Source organism: Sulfuricurvum sp. (genome assembly GCF_049587615.1).
Lineage (GTDB): Bacteria > Campylobacterota > Campylobacteria > Campylobacterales > Sulfurimonadaceae > Sulfuricurvum.
This window is the reverse complement of the sequence record NZ_JBAVEF010000002.1, coordinates 1-19357: the sequence shown is the minus strand read 5'-3', so window position 1 is coordinate 19357 and position 19357 is coordinate 1. Positions and strand designations below refer to the sequence as shown.

14 protein-coding genes and 3 tRNA genes are annotated in these 19357 nt (G+C 47.0%); 8 read left to right on the top strand and 9 right to left on the bottom strand.

Going from position 1 to position 19357, the window contains the following annotated elements; genetic code table 11:
* The first annotated feature begins 2 nt into the window (after window positions 1-2).
* The 4 genes from WB308_RS00095 to WB308_RS00080 all read left to right on the top strand — a co-directional run bounded on the left by WB308_RS00095 (window position 3) and on the right by WB308_RS00080 (window position 5794).
* Window positions 3-3134: an efflux RND transporter permease subunit gene (locus tag WB308_RS00095; protein ID WP_424187749.1), complete on the top strand. Its 3132-nt coding sequence runs from the start codon at window positions 3-5 to the stop codon at window positions 3132-3134.
* Entirely contained in the window at window positions 3127-4566 is a 1440-nt protein-coding gene (locus WB308_RS00090; protein ID WP_424187747.1) for an efflux transporter outer membrane subunit, read from the top strand. Before WB308_RS00095 ends, WB308_RS00090 begins: the two co-directional genes overlap by 8 nt.
* Before the next feature lie 316 nt (window positions 4567-4882).
* Window positions 4883-5143, top strand: a complete 261-nt coding sequence (locus WB308_RS00085) for a hypothetical protein (RefSeq protein ID WP_424187745.1) — start codon at window positions 4883-4885, stop codon at window positions 5141-5143.
* A 117-nt stretch (window positions 5144-5260) separates the two neighbouring features.
* Window positions 5261-5794, top strand: a complete 534-nt coding sequence (locus WB308_RS00080; RefSeq protein ID WP_424187743.1) for a c-type cytochrome — start codon at window positions 5261-5263, stop codon at window positions 5792-5794.
* On the opposite strand, the gene WB308_RS00075 is transcribed toward WB308_RS00080, so the two are convergent.
* From WB308_RS00075 to ileS, 9 genes are all read right to left on the bottom strand, one after another.
* Window positions 5791-6468 (bottom strand): HesA/MoeB/ThiF family protein, encoded by a 678-nt coding sequence (locus WB308_RS00075; protein WP_424187741.1) that lies wholly within the window; start codon window positions 6466-6468, stop codon window positions 5791-5793. The two genes, WB308_RS00080 and WB308_RS00075, sit on opposite strands and share 4 nt — an antisense overlap.
* 75 nt (window positions 6469-6543) lie before the next feature.
* On the bottom strand, window positions 6544-8496 hold the full coding sequence (locus WB308_RS00070; RefSeq protein ID WP_424187739.1) for a sensor histidine kinase: 1953 nt from the start codon (window positions 8494-8496) through the stop codon (window positions 6544-6546).
* A gap of 2 nt (window positions 8497-8498) precedes the next feature.
* The gene (locus WB308_RS00065) at window positions 8499-9290 is read right to left on the bottom strand and encodes a carbon-nitrogen hydrolase family protein (protein WP_424187737.1); all 792 of its coding nucleotides are present in this window, start codon (window positions 9288-9290) and stop codon (window positions 8499-8501) included.
* Entirely contained in the window at window positions 9290-9484 is a 195-nt protein-coding gene (gene xseB / locus WB308_RS00060) for an exodeoxyribonuclease VII small subunit (RefSeq protein ID WP_424187735.1), read from the bottom strand. Before xseB ends, WB308_RS00065 begins: the two co-directional genes overlap by 1 nt.
* A complete protein-coding gene (metX, locus tag WB308_RS00055; RefSeq protein ID WP_424187733.1) occupies window positions 9481-10578 on the bottom strand; it encodes a homoserine O-acetyltransferase MetX in 1098 nt (365 codons plus the stop codon). The genes xseB and metX overlap by 4 nt, the downstream gene beginning before the upstream one ends.
* Window positions 10579-10586: 8 nt before the next feature.
* Window positions 10587-11852 carry an O-acetylhomoserine aminocarboxypropyltransferase/cysteine synthase family protein gene (locus WB308_RS00050; protein ID WP_424187731.1) on the bottom strand — a complete coding sequence of 422 codons (1266 nt, stop codon included), beginning with the start codon at window positions 11850-11852 and terminating at the stop codon, window positions 10587-10589.
* A 172-nt stretch (window positions 11853-12024) separates the two neighbouring features.
* Complete coding sequence (guaB, locus tag WB308_RS00045) at window positions 12025-13470, bottom strand: IMP dehydrogenase (protein ID WP_424187729.1); 1446 nt, start codon at window positions 13468-13470, stop codon at window positions 12025-12027.
* Window positions 13471-13473: 3 nt separating this feature from the next.
* Window positions 13474-14814: an Asp-tRNA(Asn)/Glu-tRNA(Gln) amidotransferase subunit GatA gene (gatA, locus tag WB308_RS00040; protein WP_424187727.1), complete on the bottom strand. Its 1341-nt coding sequence runs from the start codon at window positions 14812-14814 to the stop codon at window positions 13474-13476.
* Between the two features lie 171 nt (window positions 14815-14985).
* Window positions 14986-17742: an isoleucine--tRNA ligase gene (gene ileS, locus WB308_RS00035; protein WP_424187725.1), complete on the bottom strand. Its 2757-nt coding sequence runs from the start codon at window positions 17740-17742 to the stop codon at window positions 14986-14988.
* Window positions 17743-17840: 98 nt separating this feature from the next.
* On the opposite strand from ileS, the gene WB308_RS00030 reads away from it, so the two are divergent.
* The 4 genes from WB308_RS00030 (at window position 17841) to WB308_RS00015 (ending at window position 19356) form a co-directional block, all read left to right on the top strand.
* Entirely contained in the window at window positions 17841-18932 is a 1092-nt protein-coding gene (locus tag WB308_RS00030; protein ID WP_424187723.1) for a CinA family protein, read from the top strand.
* A 137-nt stretch (window positions 18933-19069) separates the two neighbouring features.
* Window positions 19070-19145, top strand: a tRNA-Lys gene (locus WB308_RS00025).
* Window positions 19146-19158: 13 nt separating this feature from the next.
* Window positions 19159-19234 (top strand) — tRNA-Glu (locus tag WB308_RS00020).
* A 46-nt stretch (window positions 19235-19280) separates the two neighbouring features.
* A tRNA-Val gene (locus WB308_RS00015) sits at window positions 19281-19356 on the top strand.
* The last annotated feature ends 1 nt before the right edge of the window (window position 19357 follow it).

Below are 19357 nucleotides of genomic sequence, written 5' to 3'. Positions count from 1 at the left end.
CTATGTTTAGTAAATATTTCATCAATCGCCCCGTTTTATCGGCTGTTATTGCGATGATCATCATGCTGCTCGGATTTGTGGCGATTAAAACGCTGCCGATCTCGCAGCTGCCGAATCTCACCCCCCCTACCGTTGTCGTCACGGCGCAGTATCCGGGTGCCGATGCCCAAACCATCGCGAACAATATCCTCACCCCGCTGGAGTCTCAAATCTCCGGTGCGGACGGACTCATGTACATGTCTTCCAAAGCGGCAGCCCTTCCGGGAAGCGCTACGATCACCTGTACCTTTAACATCGGGGTCAATCAGGATATGGCGGCAGTCGATGTTCAAAACCGTATCAACTCGGTTTTGGCACAGCTTCCCCAAACGACCCGTGATCTGGGGGTAACCGTCCAGAAAAAAACTTCCGATATTTTGCTCATTGTGGCGATCACCTCTCCTGATGGAAGCTACGATGCGACGGGGATCAGTAACTACATCTCCGCCAACCTCCTCGATGAAATCAAAAAAATCCCCGGAGCGGGAAGAAGCCAAATCTTTGGTCAACGCGACTACGCGATGCGAGTATGGCTAAACCCTGATAAAATGGCCTCACTGGGGGTCAGCACTTCTGAAATTTCTGCGGCAATCAAAGATCAAAATCTCCAAGTCTCCCCGGGACGTTTAGGGCAAGCGCCGACGGCGGATGAGCAAATGTGGACGATGCAACTCACCTCCAAAGGGCGTTTTTCTACCCCCGAAGAGTTCCAGAATATCATTATCCGCTCCAAAACCGACGGCTCGATGATCCGTCTGCGCGATGTTGCCCGTGTGGAACTGGGAAGCCAAAACTACGAATTTTTCGGACGGGTGAACGGTAAACCAGCCGCCATGATCGGGATTTTTGCCGATACCAACGCCAATGCCCTCGATACCTCCGCCGCCGTCGCCGAAAAAATGGAGAAACTTTCCAAAAAATTCCCGAAAGGGATTGCGTACGATATTCCTTACGACACGACCGACTTCGTCAAAATTTCGATCGAAGAGGTTGTCTTTACCCTCCTTGCCTCCATCGTTTTGGTCAGCTTGGTAATTTACCTCTTTTTGCAAAGCTCCCGCGCGGCAATGATCCCGATCCTCTCGATCCCGATCTCTCTGACGGGTGCTTTTATCGGTATGTATCTGTTGGGATATTCGATCAATACTCTCACCCTCTTTGGGCTGGTGCTCGCCATCGGGATTGTCGTCGATGATGCGATCGTCGTTATCGAAAATATGGAGCGGATACTACAGAGTGAAAAGCTCTCACCGCGTGAAGCGGCGATCAAAGCGATGACTCAGATTTCCGGTCCCGTCGTCGCCATCGTCCTCGTTATGTGTGCCGTCTTTATCCCCGCAACCTTTTTGGGCGGGATGACGGGTCAGCTCTACAAACAATTCGCCGCGACAATCGCGATCTCTGTCGTCTTTTCGGGCTTTATGGCACTCACCTTTGCCCCTGCTATCGGTGCATTGATCCTCAAACACCATGAGAAAGAACCGGCCCGCTTTTTCCGCTGGTTTAACCGCAAATTCGGGGCAATGACCGATAATTATGTCCGCCGATCCGGTTTTATGATCCGTAAATCGTTCATTTTCTTGGTCATCTATCTCTCAACCTACTTTTTCATCGGATTTTTTCACAAGACACTTCCGAGCGCCTTTTTGCCGATGGAAGATCAGGGATTCTTTATCACTAGTGTCAACCTTCCCGAAGGTGCCACCGCCAACCGTACCTTAGAAGTCGTTAAGCAGGTAGAAGCCATTTTAGGGAAACAAGAGGGGATTTACAAATACACAGCCATTACAGGGCTTAACATCCTCACCTTTTCCCAAGAACCGAACTCTGCCGTTATCTTTACCCGGCTCAAACCATGGTCTGAACGCCCAACCAAAGAGTTGGCCGTTTTTGGTATCCTCAACTCGCTTGGACCGAAACTGGGATCCATCAAAGAGGCTAAAGTATTTGCGATGCCTCCGCCGCCGATTCGCGGGATGGGACCTTCCGATATGTTCAGTCTGCGCCTTCTCCAATATGGAGACAACGATTTTAACAAACTCGCCGATGCAACCAATGCGTTCGTCGCCGATTTACGCACCGAACCAAGTATCAAAAATCCGATGACGACGATGAACACGAACACCCCGACACTGTCTATTGAAGTAAATCGTGAGAAAGCAAAGATGCTGGGACTCTCCATCAGCGATGTATTCCAAACGCTCCAATCGACGATCGGAACGATGTACGTTAATCAGTTCGATAAAAACGGTAAAACCTACTGGGTGCAGATCCAGGCCGATTCACCGTACCGCGCTACACCGGAGGATATCGGACGTGCATGGGTTCGCTCGTCCAGCGGTCAGCTCGTCCCCCTCTCTTCGGTTGTAACGGCTAAAATGTCGAGCGCACCGTCGAGCATCGAGCACTTTAACGGCGTCCTTTGCAGCACCGTTATGGGTTCACCCTCCCCTGGATACAGTTCGGGTGATCTGATAAAAATTTTGGAAGCCAAAGGGGACACCGTACTCCCCTCCACCGTAAGTTACGACTGGGAAGGGCTATATCTCCAAGAGAAGCTCGTCGGTTCCAAAGCACTCATGATCATGGCGTTCGCGTTAGTGATGGTTTATCTGATCCTTGCCGCACTCTATGAGCGTTGGACATTACCGATCTCGATCATGTTAGCCGTGCCGTATGGGATTATGGGGGCCTATACGGTCGTATGGCTGATTCCGTTTCTCAATAACAACGTTTTCTTTCAAATCGGATTGCTCACCCTCATCGCCCTCTCGGCAAAAAATGCGATTTTGGTCGTCGAATTTGCCGAAGAACAGCGGCAGATGGGAAAAAGTATCTATGATTCAGCGATGGAAGCGGCACGATTGCGTTACCGTCCGATGATGATGACCTCTTTCGCCTTTTTGGCGGGGATGCTGCCGCTCATCTTTAGTTCCGGAGCCGGTTCCTCCGGCCGCTTCTCGATCGGGGTTGCGATGTTTGGGGGGATGCTCGCAGCAACCTTTATCGAACGTTACTTTATCCCGTATCTCTATTACTGGGTGGCAACCGCCCAAGAAAAATTCGCCCCTGCCAAAGGAGCCGATCATGAATAACACAACCCTGAATCTCGCCCTCCTCTCCTCCCTCCTTTTTGGGGGGTGCGCAATCGGGCCCGATTATGTCCGCCCCGATGTTGCCGTACCGGAAACCTTTGTCCATCAGGATACCAATAAAACGGCAGAGATGCACCTTAATAAAGAGTGGTGGAAAAGTTTCCAAGACCCGTCTTTAAATCGTGCAGTGGATGAGGCGCTGGCGGCGAACTACGACCTGCAAGCGTCTCGGGCTTCCGTCGAAGCAGTGCTGGGGAAATTTGATCAGGCCAAATCGTATCTTTATCCCCAAATCAATGCTAACGCTTCATTGGACCGCAAAGGGGTGGAGAATGCCTCTACCGGCGGTTATATGTTGCGCGAAGGGGTTACCTCCACCTATGCCGGATCGCTCTCATTAGCCACTTATGAGATCGATCTGTTTGGAAAAGTGCGCCGTGCCAATGAAGCGGCCCGTGCGGCCCTCCTCTCCAGCGAATACGCGTCACAAACACTCAGGCTCTCCATTGCTTCCAACGTTGCCGCTTCCTATATGAAGCTTGCTTCGCTTCAGGGGCAAATCGATTTGGCCAAAGAAAACGTCGTCTTATGCGGCGACATTGTCAAGTTCCATGAGATCAAATACAAACACGGCGTTATCGCCGAAACGGCTTTATTACAATCGTTATCCGAATTGGAAAGTGCCAAAGCAACCCTATCGGGGCTCGAAGCCTCTAAAATAGCGGAAGAGGCAATCTATAATCTCCTCTTAGGCCGCAATCCCGTATCGGTTAAAACATCGGCATTGAATTCCATTACCCTTCCGGATATTCCTGCCGCATTGCCGGCTAACATCCTGCACCAACGTCCGGATATTGCAGCGGCAGAACAAAATCTGATTGCCGCTAACGCACAAATAGGCGTGGCCCGCGCCGCTTATTTCCCAAGCATCAAACTAACAGGGATGTTAGGGATACAAAGTCTGGAACTCAGCAATTTTCTCACCAACCCGGCACGCCTATGGGAGATTGCCCCCTCCATCAGTGTCCCTCTCTTCTCTGCCGGACGGATTGAGGGGGAAATCAAGAGCGCCGAAGCCGATCGGAACCAAACCCTCGCTACATATAAAAAAAGTATCGTCAACGCATTTAACGATACGAATAACGCCCTCGGACAAACTGTAAAAACAAAAGAGCAAGTGAACTATCAAAACGGACGCTCCCAAGCCATCCAAAAAGCGCTGATGCAGAGCAAACTCCGCTACAACGTCGGAACCATTACCTACAGCGATATGCTCATCGTACAGCAGCAATGGCTTCAAGCAGCTCAGCAGCTCCTGGTTGCCAAACAAAATAGCCTCATTGCCACCGTCTCACTTTACAAAGCGCTAGGAGGTGGATGGAGCGAAGAACAAACACCTCCGCTACCGAACCTCCTTCCCTCAGGACGATAATCCAATCGTATCCCTAAAACTATCGCGCATGGCGATAGTTTTTACACGCAATGGTCCCCTTTTCTTCATCGCTTAAATGACTCCCAAAAGACAATCATTAGTAAACAAAGAGAAAAAATGGAAAAAATTCAAAAAAATAATGGAAATATGTCACCGTTTTACCACACATTTTTCGAAATTTGATAAAAATGTTATCTTCACAAAAGCCCCATAATAGGGGATTTTAAAAAATACTTTCAAATTAATCGAAAAATGCTTGACAAGTATGGGGGGTGTAGTGGTATACTTCCGCCATATTTTTTTAAGGAGCCTTACCATGATGAAAATCATTTCTGCGTTGCTTTTGGCTGCAATGTTTATCGGATGCAGCGAGTCTGCTACTACTGAAGCACCTGCTGCTACTGAAGAAGCTGCTGTAGCTACTGAAGAAGCTGCTGTAGCTACTGAAGAAGCTGCTGCTACTACTGAAGCTGCTGCTGCTACTACTGAAGAAGCTGCTGTTGCTACTGAAGCTGCTGCTACTGCTACTGAAGCTGCTGCTACTGCAACTGAAGCTGCTGCTACTCCTGCTAAATAAGTTCAACTTATTCTGCATATTTCGCACTTCGGTGCGAAATTATTTTTCTCTCTTCTTTAAAAAAAAATCAAACTAACTTATCGTAAACTGTCCTAATCTTAATTAGGAGTATTCTTTATGAAAATCATTCTACCCGTCCTCTGTTCCCTCCTTCTCATCGGATGCAGTGATTCCACACCGGATCAGACACCTCCATCCCCGACCGTCGTTACATCCATTGCCGAACCGACCGTGCAAAAAGAAGCACCTAGCACAGAAACAGCACCTGCAGCACCAAGTAGCGTTACCGCAACAGCTTTGGAGAAAGAAGCGAGTAAACCGGCGGTCACAAAAGAAACAACAGCACCCGTTGCCAAAAAAGAAGTAGTACCGGAACCGGCTCCCAAAAAAGCAGTCACTTCCGCATCGGTGGACGGCGGAGCGTTGTTCAGTCAAAAATGTGCTTCGTGTCATGGAGCGAAAGCTGAAAAAGCGGCATTGGGAAAATCAGCCATTATTGCTGACTTTAGCGAACAGCAAGTAAAAGATGCCCTTAAAGGGTACCAAGCGGGAACCTACGGCAAAGAGATGAAAGCCTTAATGCAAGGCCAAGCCAAAGGGCTCAATGATGGACAAATCGACGCATTGTCCAAACATATCGCAGCCCTTTAAGCTTCACTCTTCGGTAACGCAAACTTCTGCGTTACCAACTCCCCTTCCGCATTAAAAAAGAGATAATACAAGGTGTCTGTCTTGACACTGAGCCCTGCCAAATAACGCAATGCCAAATTTGCTTGAAGCGATGCGATATGCATAACAATCGGAGCGGCGATCCCTGCCGGCGTTTTTTGGGTGATTTTAAAAAGCTCGCTAAACGATGCCTCTTTAAAAAAACAGACTTGTCCGTTAAATGCCTCTACCGAACCGTATACCCATGGCAAGTTTTTGCTTTTGGCATACGTATTAATTTCTCCTCGTGAGGGGAGATTGTCCGTTGCATCGATAATCAGATCCACCTCGATATTTTTTTGGATAAACTCTTCAAAACGGCATACATGAGAAGTCGCTTTCACAAACGGACAGCGTGCATGAATCAGTTCCACCGCGACATCCGACTTGAACTTCCCTTCATCTCCCATTTTAAATGCGATTTGACGATGAATATTATGCAAACTCACCGTATCAAAATCAATCATATGTATCTCGCCGATTCCCGATGCCCCCAGAGCAAAAGCGAGTGACGAACCCAGCCCTCCGCTTCCGATAATGGCTATCCGCTTGTGTTGAAGGAGCATTTGCGTCTCTTCTCCCCATAATTGTACCTGACGATGGAAATAGTGCATCATAACCATACTCCTAAAATTGACAGATCAACTCTATCATCGTTTTAATTAAATTAGACTCTATCCCAAGAGATCAACTCAGCTTTCATCCTGATCTATCGGTATAATGATGATAAAGCGGGCTCCGCCTGGGATATTTTGAACCGATATGGTCCCCCCGAAACTCTCTTCAATGATAGACTTTGACATATGCAGCCCCAATCCGCTCCCTTTTTCAGGATCTTTCGTCGTAAAATAGATATCAAAGATTTTTGCAATCAAATAAGGATCTATCCCCCCTGCATTATCCTCAACAAAGATGTGGATATGATGCTCAATCTCTTCGACGCCAATCGATATCGTACCATTAGCGATTTTTTGTTCTACAAGTGCATCATGTGCATTTTTGATGAGATTCATCAGTACCTGAATCATCTCATTTTTTGCCAAGACGACTTGGGTTGTAGGTCGCAGATCAAGTCTGATTTTAATCTTCGCATATTTCAAAAAGACTTCCGAGAGACGCAAAGCATCCTGAACCAGGCTAGCGACATCTTCAAGCTCTTTGGTTTTATCGGTTTTATAGTAATTGCGGAAATCATCGATCGTTTTAGACATATACTGCAAATGCTCATCGATCTGTTCATGGGTTTTATCAAAACACGCATCGTCACACTTGCCCAGCTTGTAGTTGACATAATGATGCTGATTAAGCAAAGCCAGCGTATTAAGCGGCTGACGCCATTGATGGGCGATCTGTTCAATCATCTCACCCATTGCAGCCAGACGGGATTGCTGAACAATCAATCGGTCTTTTTCACGAGCTTCAGACAAGGCATCTCGGACCTTTTCACTCAATGTCTCATTGAGCCGGTTAAGTTTATCGATGTACTCACCTTGCAGCAGGTGAACACGATCCGCCAAAGCCCAGGAGAGGAAAATCATCTCAACGGCCGATCCGATCTGCTGGACATGATTCACTCCGTAAAAACCGGTGATCAAATCGAATTTATTCAGCGCGAATATGATCGTTCCGATAAAAAAGGAGCTCCACCCCACCACATAAAAACGTGCCGGACGATACCCCTGACGCATTATGACAATGCCGGTAGCAAGAAGAACCATGGGAATCAAAGAAACCAAAGCGGTGTTATACATAATAATCGCAGAATATGGGACAATCAATGCCACAATACTCAACGTAAAGCTCAGAACCATCAAAAGCTTGATAAAACGGTCAACCTTGGGAAGATAGCTGGCGGTCGTTAAAAAGTTACGGCTGAAATAAAGGGCCGAAAACCCCGAAAAAGAGATTAAAGCCGCCGATATCTGTTCGATGTCTCCATAATAATTTTGCCACAGGTATTCGCGTCCAATACCGTCAAAAGAGAGCTGCCATGCGACGAATGTTGTAAGAAAAAGGATATAACGGAGATAATTGGAATCTTTGGTATACATGAAAATCAAAGCATTGTAGAGAAAAATAATGAGGAAAATTCCATAATAAATACCGATACGCAAATTACCGCTTTCTACATCGGAAAGAATTTGGGCCGTTGTACTGATGGAGAGGGGAACTTGCATCGAACTTTGGGTTTTGACGCGAAGCAGCAAAGTAGAATGGCTATCTTTCTCAAGGGCAAGGTCCGTGAGAAAGTTGCGCATGGGATATTCGCGGTCTTGTCGTGCGACAGACGTCCCTAAACGTTTGTATTCGATCAAATGGCCGTTTCCATCCAGGTGATAGAGGTCAATCTCATTCAATAACGGATAGGCGATCATCAACCAACGTTGTACGGAATCATTTTGGACGATCGTGGAAACGTTTATCTTAAACCAAAAGACCGAAGAGGTGAATCCGAAGTTGATTCTCTCCTTGGGATAGCATTGAAAAGATTTTTGACTGGCTTCCTGCCAACTTAACGTCCCTGCCGCATCTTCATAATAATAGATATGGCCTTTAAGAGAAGGGGATTCATCACGCTGAATGGAACTGCTTTGAGCGAAAAGGGCAGCAGCAAGAGAGAGTAACCATAACAGCCGAAGGATCATGATCAGCGCCGTTTTTTGAGTGCTTCTTTAAATCCCCACCCTTTACGTGATTCGGTAAGACTTTTTCGATCCAAATCTACGATGAGCAGCTCTTCGGTGTTACCCAGATCGGCTTCAATCTCCCCATCCGGAGAGACAACCATCGAATCACCGTAGAATTTCCATGCGTGTTTTTCGTCGAAATATTCTCCGACCCGATTGGCACGAAGAATATAGCAATTATGGGTAAAAGCTCGGGTTTTAATGAGTTCCCGCCACCGGTTATGCGATTCAAAGGTAGAGGCACTCGGGATTAAAACGGCATCGACCATTTTTGAGCTCACCGCATCCCACAAGGGATCAAAATGAGTCTCAAACCCGCCCATTACCGCAAATTTGAACCCCTCACATGCGAAAATCATCGGCGGTTTAACCGCTTCGATGGGGTTATTAAAAAATTTTTCTTCATTCCAATGAGGATAGTTGATCAAAAATTGCTGGGGATAATAGGTGACGCTTCGCCCATTGATTTTTGCAATCATCTTTGTACACTCTTTTTTCTTCACCGTAACGATAGGAGCGACAAAAGTAAGATCGTATTTGAGTGCCAGCGATTTAAGGGTTTCGATTTGATGGATACTTTGTTCGGCTATCATGTTGACAGGTGTCTGAATCAGCTCTTTAAAAAAAGGGTTCAGGAGATATTCACCCATCAAAACGAGTTTAACCCCCTTCTGGCTTGCTACACGGGCATAATTTTCAAGCTTATTGCTCCCCATACCGATGGAGGGAAGCTGGAGTATGGCGACACGCATTATTGCTCCTGATTTTTGATGATTTGAATCTGCAACTGTGCGTTTTGCAGCATCGTTTCGGCGATGCGCAGCTCTTTCATCCCCTCCTCAAACGCCTTGACGCTCTCATTCATCGGCAATGCGGGATCCATTAATTTCTCCAAAATCGCTTTGGCATTGGCGATCTTGGTTTCAAAACTCTCATCCGTATTCATAGTGCCTCCCGTACATAATTCTCAATTTTATCGATTTCAACTAAAAACGCATCATGACCGTAGTCACTTTTCACCTCGAAATAATCGCTGTTCGTTTTTCCCAATGTTCTCATCGTGTTGTGGATACTCTCCATCTCAGAGGGGAGAAAGAGAATATCTTTTTCAAATCCGATCAGATATAGCTCGGCATTGATTTTCCCCAAAGCCTCTTCAAGGGAGTCAAATCCCCGTGACAGATCGTAAATATTGATTGCTTTGGTAATGTAAAGATACGACAAAGGGTCAAACCACTTGGTAAAGTTGTACCCGTTGTACTCCAGATACGACTCAATCTGAAATTTCCCGAATAACTCATACAACCCGTCATTGCTCTTGTATTCCCGCCCAAACTTTCGTTCCATAGACTGATGGGATAAAAAGCTGATATGCCCTGCCATTCGGCCAATTGCCATACCGCTGAGACCGTTTTCACGGATAACTTCGGGATCATAATAGCCGTTTTTAAATTCGGGGTCTTTCAAAATCGCCTCTTGCGCCACTTTGTTAAACGCAATTGCCCACGGCTGTGTTGCCGCGGTCGTTGCCATCGCAATGATTTTTTTGGCAAAGTTGGGGAAAAAGACGCCGAATGCGAGTGCTTGCATCCCCCCCATCGATCCGCCGATTACCGCGTGTACCTGATGGATGCCCAATCGGTCAAACAAAATTCTCTGCGCTTTGACCATATCCAAAATCGTGATGACGGGAAATTTATAGCGATAGGGTTCGTTATACGGATAGCGGGGGGACATCGGTCCGGTGGAACCGAAACAGCTCCCTAAAACATTGGTACAGATCACGAAAAATTTGTCGGTATCGACCGCTTTTCCCTGACCGATAAGTCCATCCCACCATCCGCTCTTATTGTCCCCCTCATACGTACCCGCCGCATGATGAGACCCTGTAAGGGCATGACAAATCACAATCACATTATCCCGCGCTTCGTTGAGTTCCCCATACGTCTCATAAACGATATCGTACGGCTCTAAGATACGTCCGCTCTCCAGATAGAGAGGGTTGGTAAAGTGTTCACTGTGAATGTGCAGATTTAACATGGAACCCTTTACGCGCTCAGTGCCTGAATTAAATCATCGATCAAGTCCGACGATGCTTCGAGGCCGATACTGAGACGAATAAGCCCTGAGGGTACGCCGCACGCAATCAATTCTTCATTGGAAAGCTGCTGATGGGTCGTCGATGCCGGATGGGTGATGATCGATTTGGAATCCCCGATGTTCACGACAAGGGAAAAAAGCTTTGTCGCGTCAACAATCTGTTTCGCCTGCTCAAAACTCTCCACCTCAAAGCTGAGTAATCCGCTCGACATACCGTTTTCAAAGTAGCGTTGCGCATTCGCATAGTTGCTATTGCTTTGAAGTCCCGGATAATTCACTTTTTTGACCATCGGATGCGATTCTAAAAATTCGGCTACCGCAAGCGCATTGCGGGAGTGTTCTCGCATACGCAGCGAAAGCGTTTCGATCCCCTGAATAAAGAGCCACGCGTTAAACGGTGATACGACCGCTCCCAAATCGCGTAAGAGTGACAAACGTGCACGTAAACAAAACAGCGGCAACGGCACGTCAACATATACCAAACCGTGATAACTCTCATCGGCTTCGTTAAACTGCGGATAACGAGTATTTCCTTTGATAAAATCGACTAAACCGTGGCGTTCGACCATGATTCCGCCGATGGCAAGCCCTTGGCCTGTCGTGTATTTGCTCGCACTGTGAACCACCACATCGACCCCATGCTCTAACGGTCGGCAGAGTACCGGAGTTGCAACCGTATTATCCACGATGGTCAGAATGCCGTGTTTTTTTGCAATTGCGGTAATCGCACTGATATCAGCCACATCGATGCTCGGATTCGTTAAGGTCTCAAAAAAGATCGCTTTGGTTTTGTCATCGACCAACGCTTCGATCTCGGAAGGATTTTGAACGTCAAAATAGCGGGCCTGAATGCCGAAACGTTTCAGGGTATACGATGCTTGGGTCAATGTTCCGCCGTAAAGCTGACGGGCACAGATGATATTGTCCCCCGCTTCGGCCGCATTGGCGATCGCATAAAAAATCGCTGCCATGCCGCTCGACGTCGCCAAACCTGCCGCCCCCCCTTCCAGGGTTGCAAAACGTTTTTCAAATACATCGGTCGTCGGATTATTCAAGCGGGTATAAATATTCCCCAACTCTTTAAGAGCGAACAAATTTGCCGCATGTTCAACATCTCGAAACTCATAGGCAGTAGTTTGGTAGATGGGCACCGCCATCGTACTTTGGGTATCTTTGTCGTATCCGGCGTGTAGCGCTTCGGTTTGGAGTTGCATGGTTTCCTCTTTATATTAATACACTAACCTTACGCACTTCTGCAAAAAGAGTGTAGAGATACCTCCTAAAATTCTCAAAAACGTTAGTTTTTGTAGCTTTAGGGGATTGCAAAGGACTTTAGTCCTTGCCACTAAAACGGATGAATTCGTTTTAGTGCATAATATCAAATGTTTACACGTGGTAATTCGGTGCTTCCTGGGTGATGATAACATCATGAACATGTGACTCTTTGAGCCCTGCACTGGTGATCTCGACAAATTCGGCGTTATCCCAAAACGCTTCGATACTCTCAGATCCGCAATATCCCATTGAAGAGCGCAGCCCCCCCATCATTTGATGCACTACCGCCGCGATGCTTCCACGAAACGGCACACGCCCCTCGATCCCCTCAGGAACGAGTTTATCCGCTGCCGTCCCTTCTTGGAAATAACGGTCGGTTGACCCTTTGGTCATCGCACCGATCGAACCCATACCGCGATACGATTTATATTGGCGCCCTTGATACATAATGGTATCACCCGGTGATTCTTCGGTTCCGGCAAGGAGTGATCCAGCCATAATAACGCTCGCTCCAACGGCGAGAGCTTTGGCAATATCACCTGAGTATCGAATACCGCCGTCCGCGATGATCGGCACTCCGTGTTGACGTCCTACCGCCGCACACTCATCGATCGCTGAGATTTGTGGAACACCGACACCGGCAACGATACGGGTTGTACAGATAGATCCTGGCCCAATCCCCACTTTAACTCCGTCAGCACCCGCTTCAATAAGTGCCAATGTCGCTTCACCCGTTGCAACGTTTCCGGCGATGATATCGACGACCATCTCTTTTTTGATTGCTTTTACGGTATCTAAAATCCCTTTGGAATGGCCATGTGCTGAATCCAAAACGAGAACGTCAACACCCGCATCAACAAGGGCTTTCGCACGATCCAACTGTCCGACACCGATTGCCGCACCGACACGAAGACGACCGAAATCATCTTTATTGGCATGAGGATATTCGATACGCTTTTTAATGTCTTTGATTGTAACTAACCCTTTAAGCAACCCATTATCATCAATAATCGGAAGTTTTTCGATTTTATTGACATGCATCATTTGCTCAGCTTCAGCCAATGTAATCCCTGCTTTTGCCGTTACAAGAGGCATAGGGGTCATGACAACACTCGCTAGTTTGCTCAAATCTTTTTCAAAACGCATATCGCGATTCGTCAAAATTCCCAAAAGCTTATTATGTGCATCTACAACAGGAACACCTGAAATTTTAAACTCATTCATGAGCGCTTCAGCATCTTCGAGTGTAGCATTTGGATGGACAAAAATCGGATCAATGATAATACCGCTTTCGGATTTTTTAACTTTTTTGACCTGCTTGACTTGGGTTTCGATATCCATATTTTTATGGATGATCCCGATACCGCCCAAATGAGCCATTGCAATCGCCGCACGGTATTCGGTAACCGTATCCATTGCCGCAGAGACCATCGGAATATTGAGGGGAATATTACGGGTCAACATCGTTTTTAAGCTCACCTCTTTCGGGAGAACCTCAGAGTATTTTGGGATGAGCAATACATCTTCAAATGTGAGGGCGCGTTTACGAATATTCATCAATTATCCTTTTAGTTGAGTTTCGAGGCTAAGTGCCCCGTTAAATAAAGTTTGCTCCGCATAGGGAGCCGCAATCAGTTGAAGTCCTACAGGCATTCCGTTGTCCGCTGTATCCACCGGAATCGATATTGCAGGAAGTCCCGCCAGATTAACCGAAATGGTATAAATATCGCTCAAATACATCTCAAGCGGGTCACTGAGGGCACCGAACTCATACGCCGTACGGGGAGCAACCGGAGTCAGAATCAAATCGACCTCTTCAAAAATCTTATTATACTCTTCCTGGATAAGACGGCGTACTTTTTGTGCTTTGACATAATACGCATCATAATACCCGGATGAGAGGACAAAGTTACCGAGCATAATACGGCGTTGTACTTCGGCACCGAATCCACTGGATCGGGTTTGAAGGAAGGTGTCTTTGAGATTTTCCCCTTCAACGCGGTTACCGTAGCGGATACCGTCATATCGGGCAAGGTTCGTCGTCGCTTCGGCCGTTGCCGTGATATAATAGGCCGAAATATCGTATTTCGGGTCCATCAACGATTTTTCAACGATCGTATGTCCCCCGTTTTTAAGGGCTTCGACCGCTTTGGCATACGCTTTTCGGACATCCTCGTGAGCATCTTTGACATAATCGGGGACAATCGCGATTCTAAGTTTGGCATTTCCGTCAAGCTTATCGCTTACCGTCCCGTCATTGCGATCCGCAGAAGTCGAGTCTTTGGGGTCATAGCCTTGGATAATATCGTACAAAATAGCCGCATCTTCGACATTTTGGGTCATCGGTCCGATTTGATCGAGTGAACTCGCATAGGCACCCAAACCGTAACGGCTAACACGTCCATAGGTCGGTTTCATCCCGACGATTCCGCAAAATGCCGCCGGCTGACGGATCGATCCGCCCGTATCGCTTCCGAGCGCCGCAACGGCAAGCCCTGCCGCTACTGCCGCAGCCGAACCGCCTGAACTTCCCCCCGGAACGCAGTTGTGGTTAAGGGGATTAAGGGTTTTGCCGTAACAACTGCTCTCGGTGGTTGACCCCATCGCGAACTCATCCATATTGGTACGCCCAAACGGTGACATATTAGCAGCAAGCAATTTCTCGATAACCGTCGCATTGTACGGAGCGACATATCCTTTGAGGATATTCGATCCCGACGTTACCGACCATCCGGTCACTTGGATATTGTCTTTGATCGCGATAGGGATCCCCTCACCGACGTTGAGAACATCAATGTAGGCATTCAGTTCCGGATTCGCGGCGATTTTGGCTTTCAACTCTTCTTTGAGTGAGCTAAGTTCTTCTTTTGAGAGCTTTAACGCCTCTTTGAGTGTTATCATACACTTTCCTTTCTATCTAATTCATACGCTAACGCTGAGTTCACTTCGACAGTGAACCCTTTTTTTGTTTTGTTTTTCTGACCATCATAATGCCCAAGGCGATAACAACAAAAATAACCCCGACCGTTTCGATAACAAAACTCAAAGGGAGAGGTTGTGTGAGATCGATCATTACGCAACGACCTGTGCACAACGCGGACACAAGGTCTCTTCATCTTCACTGTGGTATTTCCAGCAGCGAGGGCATTTGGCTTTGGAAGCGAGGGCAATATTAAACTTATCCCCCTCGATCTCAAACGTCCCTAAAATATTGTTCAGTTCACAGGCACACCATTTAGAGATGACCAAATACTCTTCGATATCGGCTTTTTTCATTGCTTTTGCGGCCGTTGATGTTGTCGAGATGACGAGTTCAAGAGTATTTTTGATCACTTTCTCTTTTTTCAATCCATCCACAATCTCATTGAATTTTTCACGGATCACTTTCATCGTTGCATCATCCCAACTGCTCTCAACCGGATCGATAGAGGCATACGTAACATCGAAAATATCGTTTGCCTCTCCCTTTAAAATCGCAGGGGCATTCTCGAAAATTTCATCAGCCGTATAGGTCAAGATCGGAGCAATAAGCCCCAGCATCGATTTTGCGATAATCGCCATAGCGCTCTGCGTCGAACGGCGTTCTGCAGAATTGGCACCGTCACAGTACATACGGTCTTTGGTAATGTCGATATAGACACCGCTGAGTTCATTGACGATGAAATAATTCAGACCGCTCATCCCATGGACAAAATTATATTCGCCGAAAAGGCGGTGGGTCTCGTCAAATACCTCTTTTGCTTTGCTTACGATCCATTTATCGATCTCTCCCATTTCGCTGTACGGTGCGATAGTCTCAAGCCCGTCGAGATTCGCCAACATAATGCGGAAAGTGTTACGTAATTTACGGTATTGATCTGCCGTCTGTTTGAGAATGTTTCCGGAAATTTTCAAATCCCCCTGATAGTCGCTCATCGCGACCCATAGACGTAAAATCTCTGAGCCGTACTCTTTGAGCACCGATTCGGGAGCGACGACGTTCCCTTTCGATTTGGACATCTTCTCACCCTTCTCATCGACGGTGAAACCGTGAGTCAGAAGCGCTTTGTAGGGAGCGATATGTTCCACTGCCGTACTCAAAAACAAAGAGGACTGAAACCATCCGCGATGCTGATCGGACCCTTCGATGTAGAGATCTGCCGGATAGGTTCCCGCATCGTAGTTGCGTGATTTCAGAACCGCATTCCACGTCGAACCGCTGTCAAACCATACATCGAGAATATCGGAAACTTTTTCGAGTTCGTCGGCTTTATATCCCGATCCCGGATAGAGGAGCTCTTCGATAGACATCGAGTACCATGCATCGGTGCTGTGCATCTCAAAAATCATTGCAATAAAATTGAGGACTTTTTCATCAAGAATGACTTCACCCGTCGCTTTGACTCGAAAAAATGCAATCGGAACTCCCCAGTCACGCTGCCGTGAAATACACCAGTCGGGGCGGTTTTCAACCATAGAACCTAAACGGTTACGCCCGCTCTCAGGATAAAACGCCGTTTTGGCTACTTCAGCCTGCGCGATTTCACGAAGGGTTTTAGACTCACCCTCAGGGGTTCCATCGACACTGATAAACCATTGCTTCGTCGCACGGTAAATAAGCGGAGTATGACTTCTCCAGCAATGCGGATAGGAGTGCCGAAATTTAGACACTTTAAGCGCTTTGTCACCAAGCAATTCGATAATCGGTTCATTGCATTTAAAGATGTGTTTACCGACGAACTCTTCAGGGTTCGGAAGGAGTTTTTCACGGACGACTGTATTATCATAACAACCCGTTTCATCGACCGGCATTACAACTTCGAGGTTGTAGCGAAGCCCGATACGATAGTCATCTTCCCCGTGCCCAGGTGCGGTGTGAACACATCCCGATCCGTTCTCCATTAAAACGTGTTCACCCAAAACCAAGTGTGAACCACGACCGTTGAGAGGGTTGATCGCATAGAGGTTTTCGAATTTTTTAGCTTCAATTTTTTGCACGACGGTGCCGTTAAAAACACCCTCTTCGATAAGTGCATTGTACCGTTTTTCAGCGACAATATAGCCATCCGAAGTACGAACATAGATTTCATCAGGATTGAGCGAAATCCCCGTATTAGCAGGTAGTGTCCACGGTGTCGTCGTCCAGATGACGATGGCGGCATTCCCCTCGATCCCTGCACGTACTTTGGCTTCGTCACTGAGTTCAAACGCGACATAAATCGAGTAGTCCTCTTTATCTTCGTACTCGACTTCCGCTTCGGCAAGTGCGGTACGCTCTGCCCAGCTCCAGTAAACCGGTTTTGAACGCTCGATCAACAACCCTTTTTTCGCCACAGCGCAAAGGGTACGGTAGATGTTCGCTTCAAATTTGGAATCCATCGTCAAATACGGGTTATCCCAATCGGCGATAACACCCAGTTTTTTGAACTCTTCACGCTGAATATCGACAAACTCTGACGCGTGATCGCGGCACATTTGACGTACTTCTGCGGTGCTTAAAGCCTCTTTTTTCTGTTTTCCACCCAGTTTTTTCTCAACTTGCTGCTCGATCGGCAGCCCGTGACAATCCCAGCCAGGGGTAAAACGGACCGATTTCCCGTTGAAATAGTGGTATTTGACAATAATATCTTTGAGCACTTTGTTAAGAGCATGACCGATATGGGTGTGACCGTTGGCATACGGAGGGCCATCATGCAGCGTAAAGCTCTCTGAGCCTTTACGATTGGCTTTCATTTTGCCGTAAACATCGTTGGCAATCCACGCAGCATACCGTGTAGGTTCGTTTTGAACCAAATTTCCGCGCATCGGAAATTCGGTCTGAGGTAGAAGGAGGGTCTCTTTATAATCCATCTGTTACCTTATAGAAAAAGTAGTGCATTATAGCTTTAAGGTGATTAAATTTTGCTGTCACTATGCTATACTATCCTAAATTTATAGATGGAAAAACCATGAAACGTGATGTTATTTTCGTAGGAAATCGGCTGATTTTAAATGAAGCGTATGAGCGTTATATCCTTCGGAGTATCAAAAACAGCCTCGCTTCAATCGATTCAATCAGCTATTTCGAGGAATCGGACAAAGGGCTGTTTTTACACCTCGAAGAGCTGTTAAAAAACGAATCCAAACTCATTATCATCACCACCAAAAGTACGTTCACGATTGTCGGAAAACTTCTCAGCACCGTCACCTCGGATAATCAAATTTTGAAAGAACAGATGCTGATCCCCTCTCGGGCCAGCATTCTCGAAAACGGCAGCTATTTGCTCAGCCATAACCATTCTGACATTAACGTCCTTTTGGCAACGGAGGGAAAAGCACTCCCCCCTATCCTTATCGATGATGAATCGCGGCAGGCCGTTATCCACCTTTTTAACGAAGAGCTTATCAGTGCCCAAACCCTCCTCGAACCGTTAGCCCAGAACTTCGATGTGAAACTCGAATTCAGCGAATTGGTCGAGGGGTGGCTTAAAATCCGTATCCATACCCGCCGCCATGGAAATCTTTCCCAATTTATTGCATCCGCACGCGGGCTAATGCATCATAAAGTAATTGCCGCAGCCAACATCGCTGCATTTATTATTGAACGGCTAACGCACCACAAAAAAAAGCTCTCGTTTGCCGAAAGCTGCAGCGGAGGCTCGCTCGCCCATTTTTTCACCTCTCAAAGCGGCGCATCCAATATTTATGAGGGCTCCCTGATCACCTATTCCAACACCCTTAAAGCCAACTGGCTCGCCGTCGATGATGATTCCATCGAAGCGTATGGGGCCGTCAGTGCCGAAGTCGTAGTACAGATGTCTGAGGGTTCTATGAATGTCAGCTATGCTGATTATACAATGGCAATCAGCGGTGTTGCCGGCCCAACCGGCGGGACGGAAACCAAGCCGATCGGTACCGTGTACATCAGCGCACGCTCCAAAACTGCCGTTCATACCGAACGATTCCATTTCGAGGGAGATCGCGATTATATTCAAGAACAAAGTGTTTTAATGGCCGTTAAAATGCTTCTGAATATTGATCGTGAGATGTTTTTTAGTTAAAAAAAACACAGCACCATTCCCCCCTTCTCGGGAAAACCAAAACCTTTTTCATAACATCTCTCATTTATCCTTGACAAAACGACATCTTTCCCCTATAATTTCGCCCTCACAATCGCCGAGTTTCGATGGTTGAAGAGGTCTCGTTAGCTCAGCCGGTAGAGCATCTCACTTTTAATGAGGGGGCCGATGGTTCGAATCCATCACGAGACACCATGTACGGTTCAGTGACCCTTTCGTCTAGTGGCCAAGGACACTATCACTTCATGGTAGGAACAGAGGTTCAAATCCTTTAGGGGTCGCCATTTGTTCGAATGTTTTTACGAATGAGATGTTTTTTCATCTTAATTTGGGAGTTTAGCTCAGTTGGTAGAGCGCTACCCTTACAAGGTAGATGTCACAAGTTCGAGTCTTGTAATTCCCACCAT

Coding starts and splice junctions, on each gene's coding strand:
- WB308_RS00095 (WP_424187749.1), top strand. CDS start 3: ATGTTTAGTAAATATTTCATCAATCGCCCCGTTTTATCGGCTGTTATT.
- WB308_RS00090 (WP_424187747.1), top strand. CDS start 3,127: ATGAATAACACAACCCTGAATCTCGCCCTCCTCTCCTCCCTCCTTTTT.
- WB308_RS00085 (WP_424187745.1), top strand. CDS start 4,883: ATGATGAAAATCATTTCTGCGTTGCTTTTGGCTGCAATGTTTATCGGA.
- WB308_RS00080 (WP_424187743.1), top strand. CDS start 5,261: ATGAAAATCATTCTACCCGTCCTCTGTTCCCTCCTTCTCATCGGATGC.
- WB308_RS00075 (WP_424187741.1), bottom strand. CDS start 6,468: ATGATGCACTATTTCCATCGTCAGGTACAATTATGGGGAGAAGAGACG.
- WB308_RS00070 (WP_424187739.1), bottom strand. CDS start 8,496: ATGATCCTTCGGCTGTTATGGTTACTCTCTCTTGCTGCTGCCCTTTTC.
- WB308_RS00065 (WP_424187737.1), bottom strand. CDS start 9,290: ATGCGTGTCGCCATACTCCAGCTTCCCTCCATCGGTATGGGGAGCAAT.
- xseB (WP_424187735.1), bottom strand. CDS start 9,484: ATGAATACGGATGAGAGTTTTGAAACCAAGATCGCCAATGCCAAAGCG.
- metX (WP_424187733.1), bottom strand. CDS start 10,578: ATGTTAAATCTGCACATTCACAGTGAACACTTTACCAACCCTCTCTAT.
- WB308_RS00050 (WP_424187731.1), bottom strand. CDS start 11,852: ATGCAACTCCAAACCGAAGCGCTACACGCCGGATACGACAAAGATACC.
- guaB (WP_424187729.1), bottom strand. CDS start 13,470: ATGAATATTCGTAAACGCGCCCTCACATTTGAAGATGTATTGCTCATC.
- gatA (WP_424187727.1), bottom strand. CDS start 14,814: ATGATAACACTCAAAGAGGCGTTAAAGCTCTCAAAAGAAGAACTTAGC.
- ileS (WP_424187725.1), bottom strand. CDS start 17,742: ATGGATTATAAAGAGACCCTCCTTCTACCTCAGACCGAATTTCCGATG.
- WB308_RS00030 (WP_424187723.1), top strand. CDS start 17,841: ATGAAACGTGATGTTATTTTCGTAGGAAATCGGCTGATTTTAAATGAA.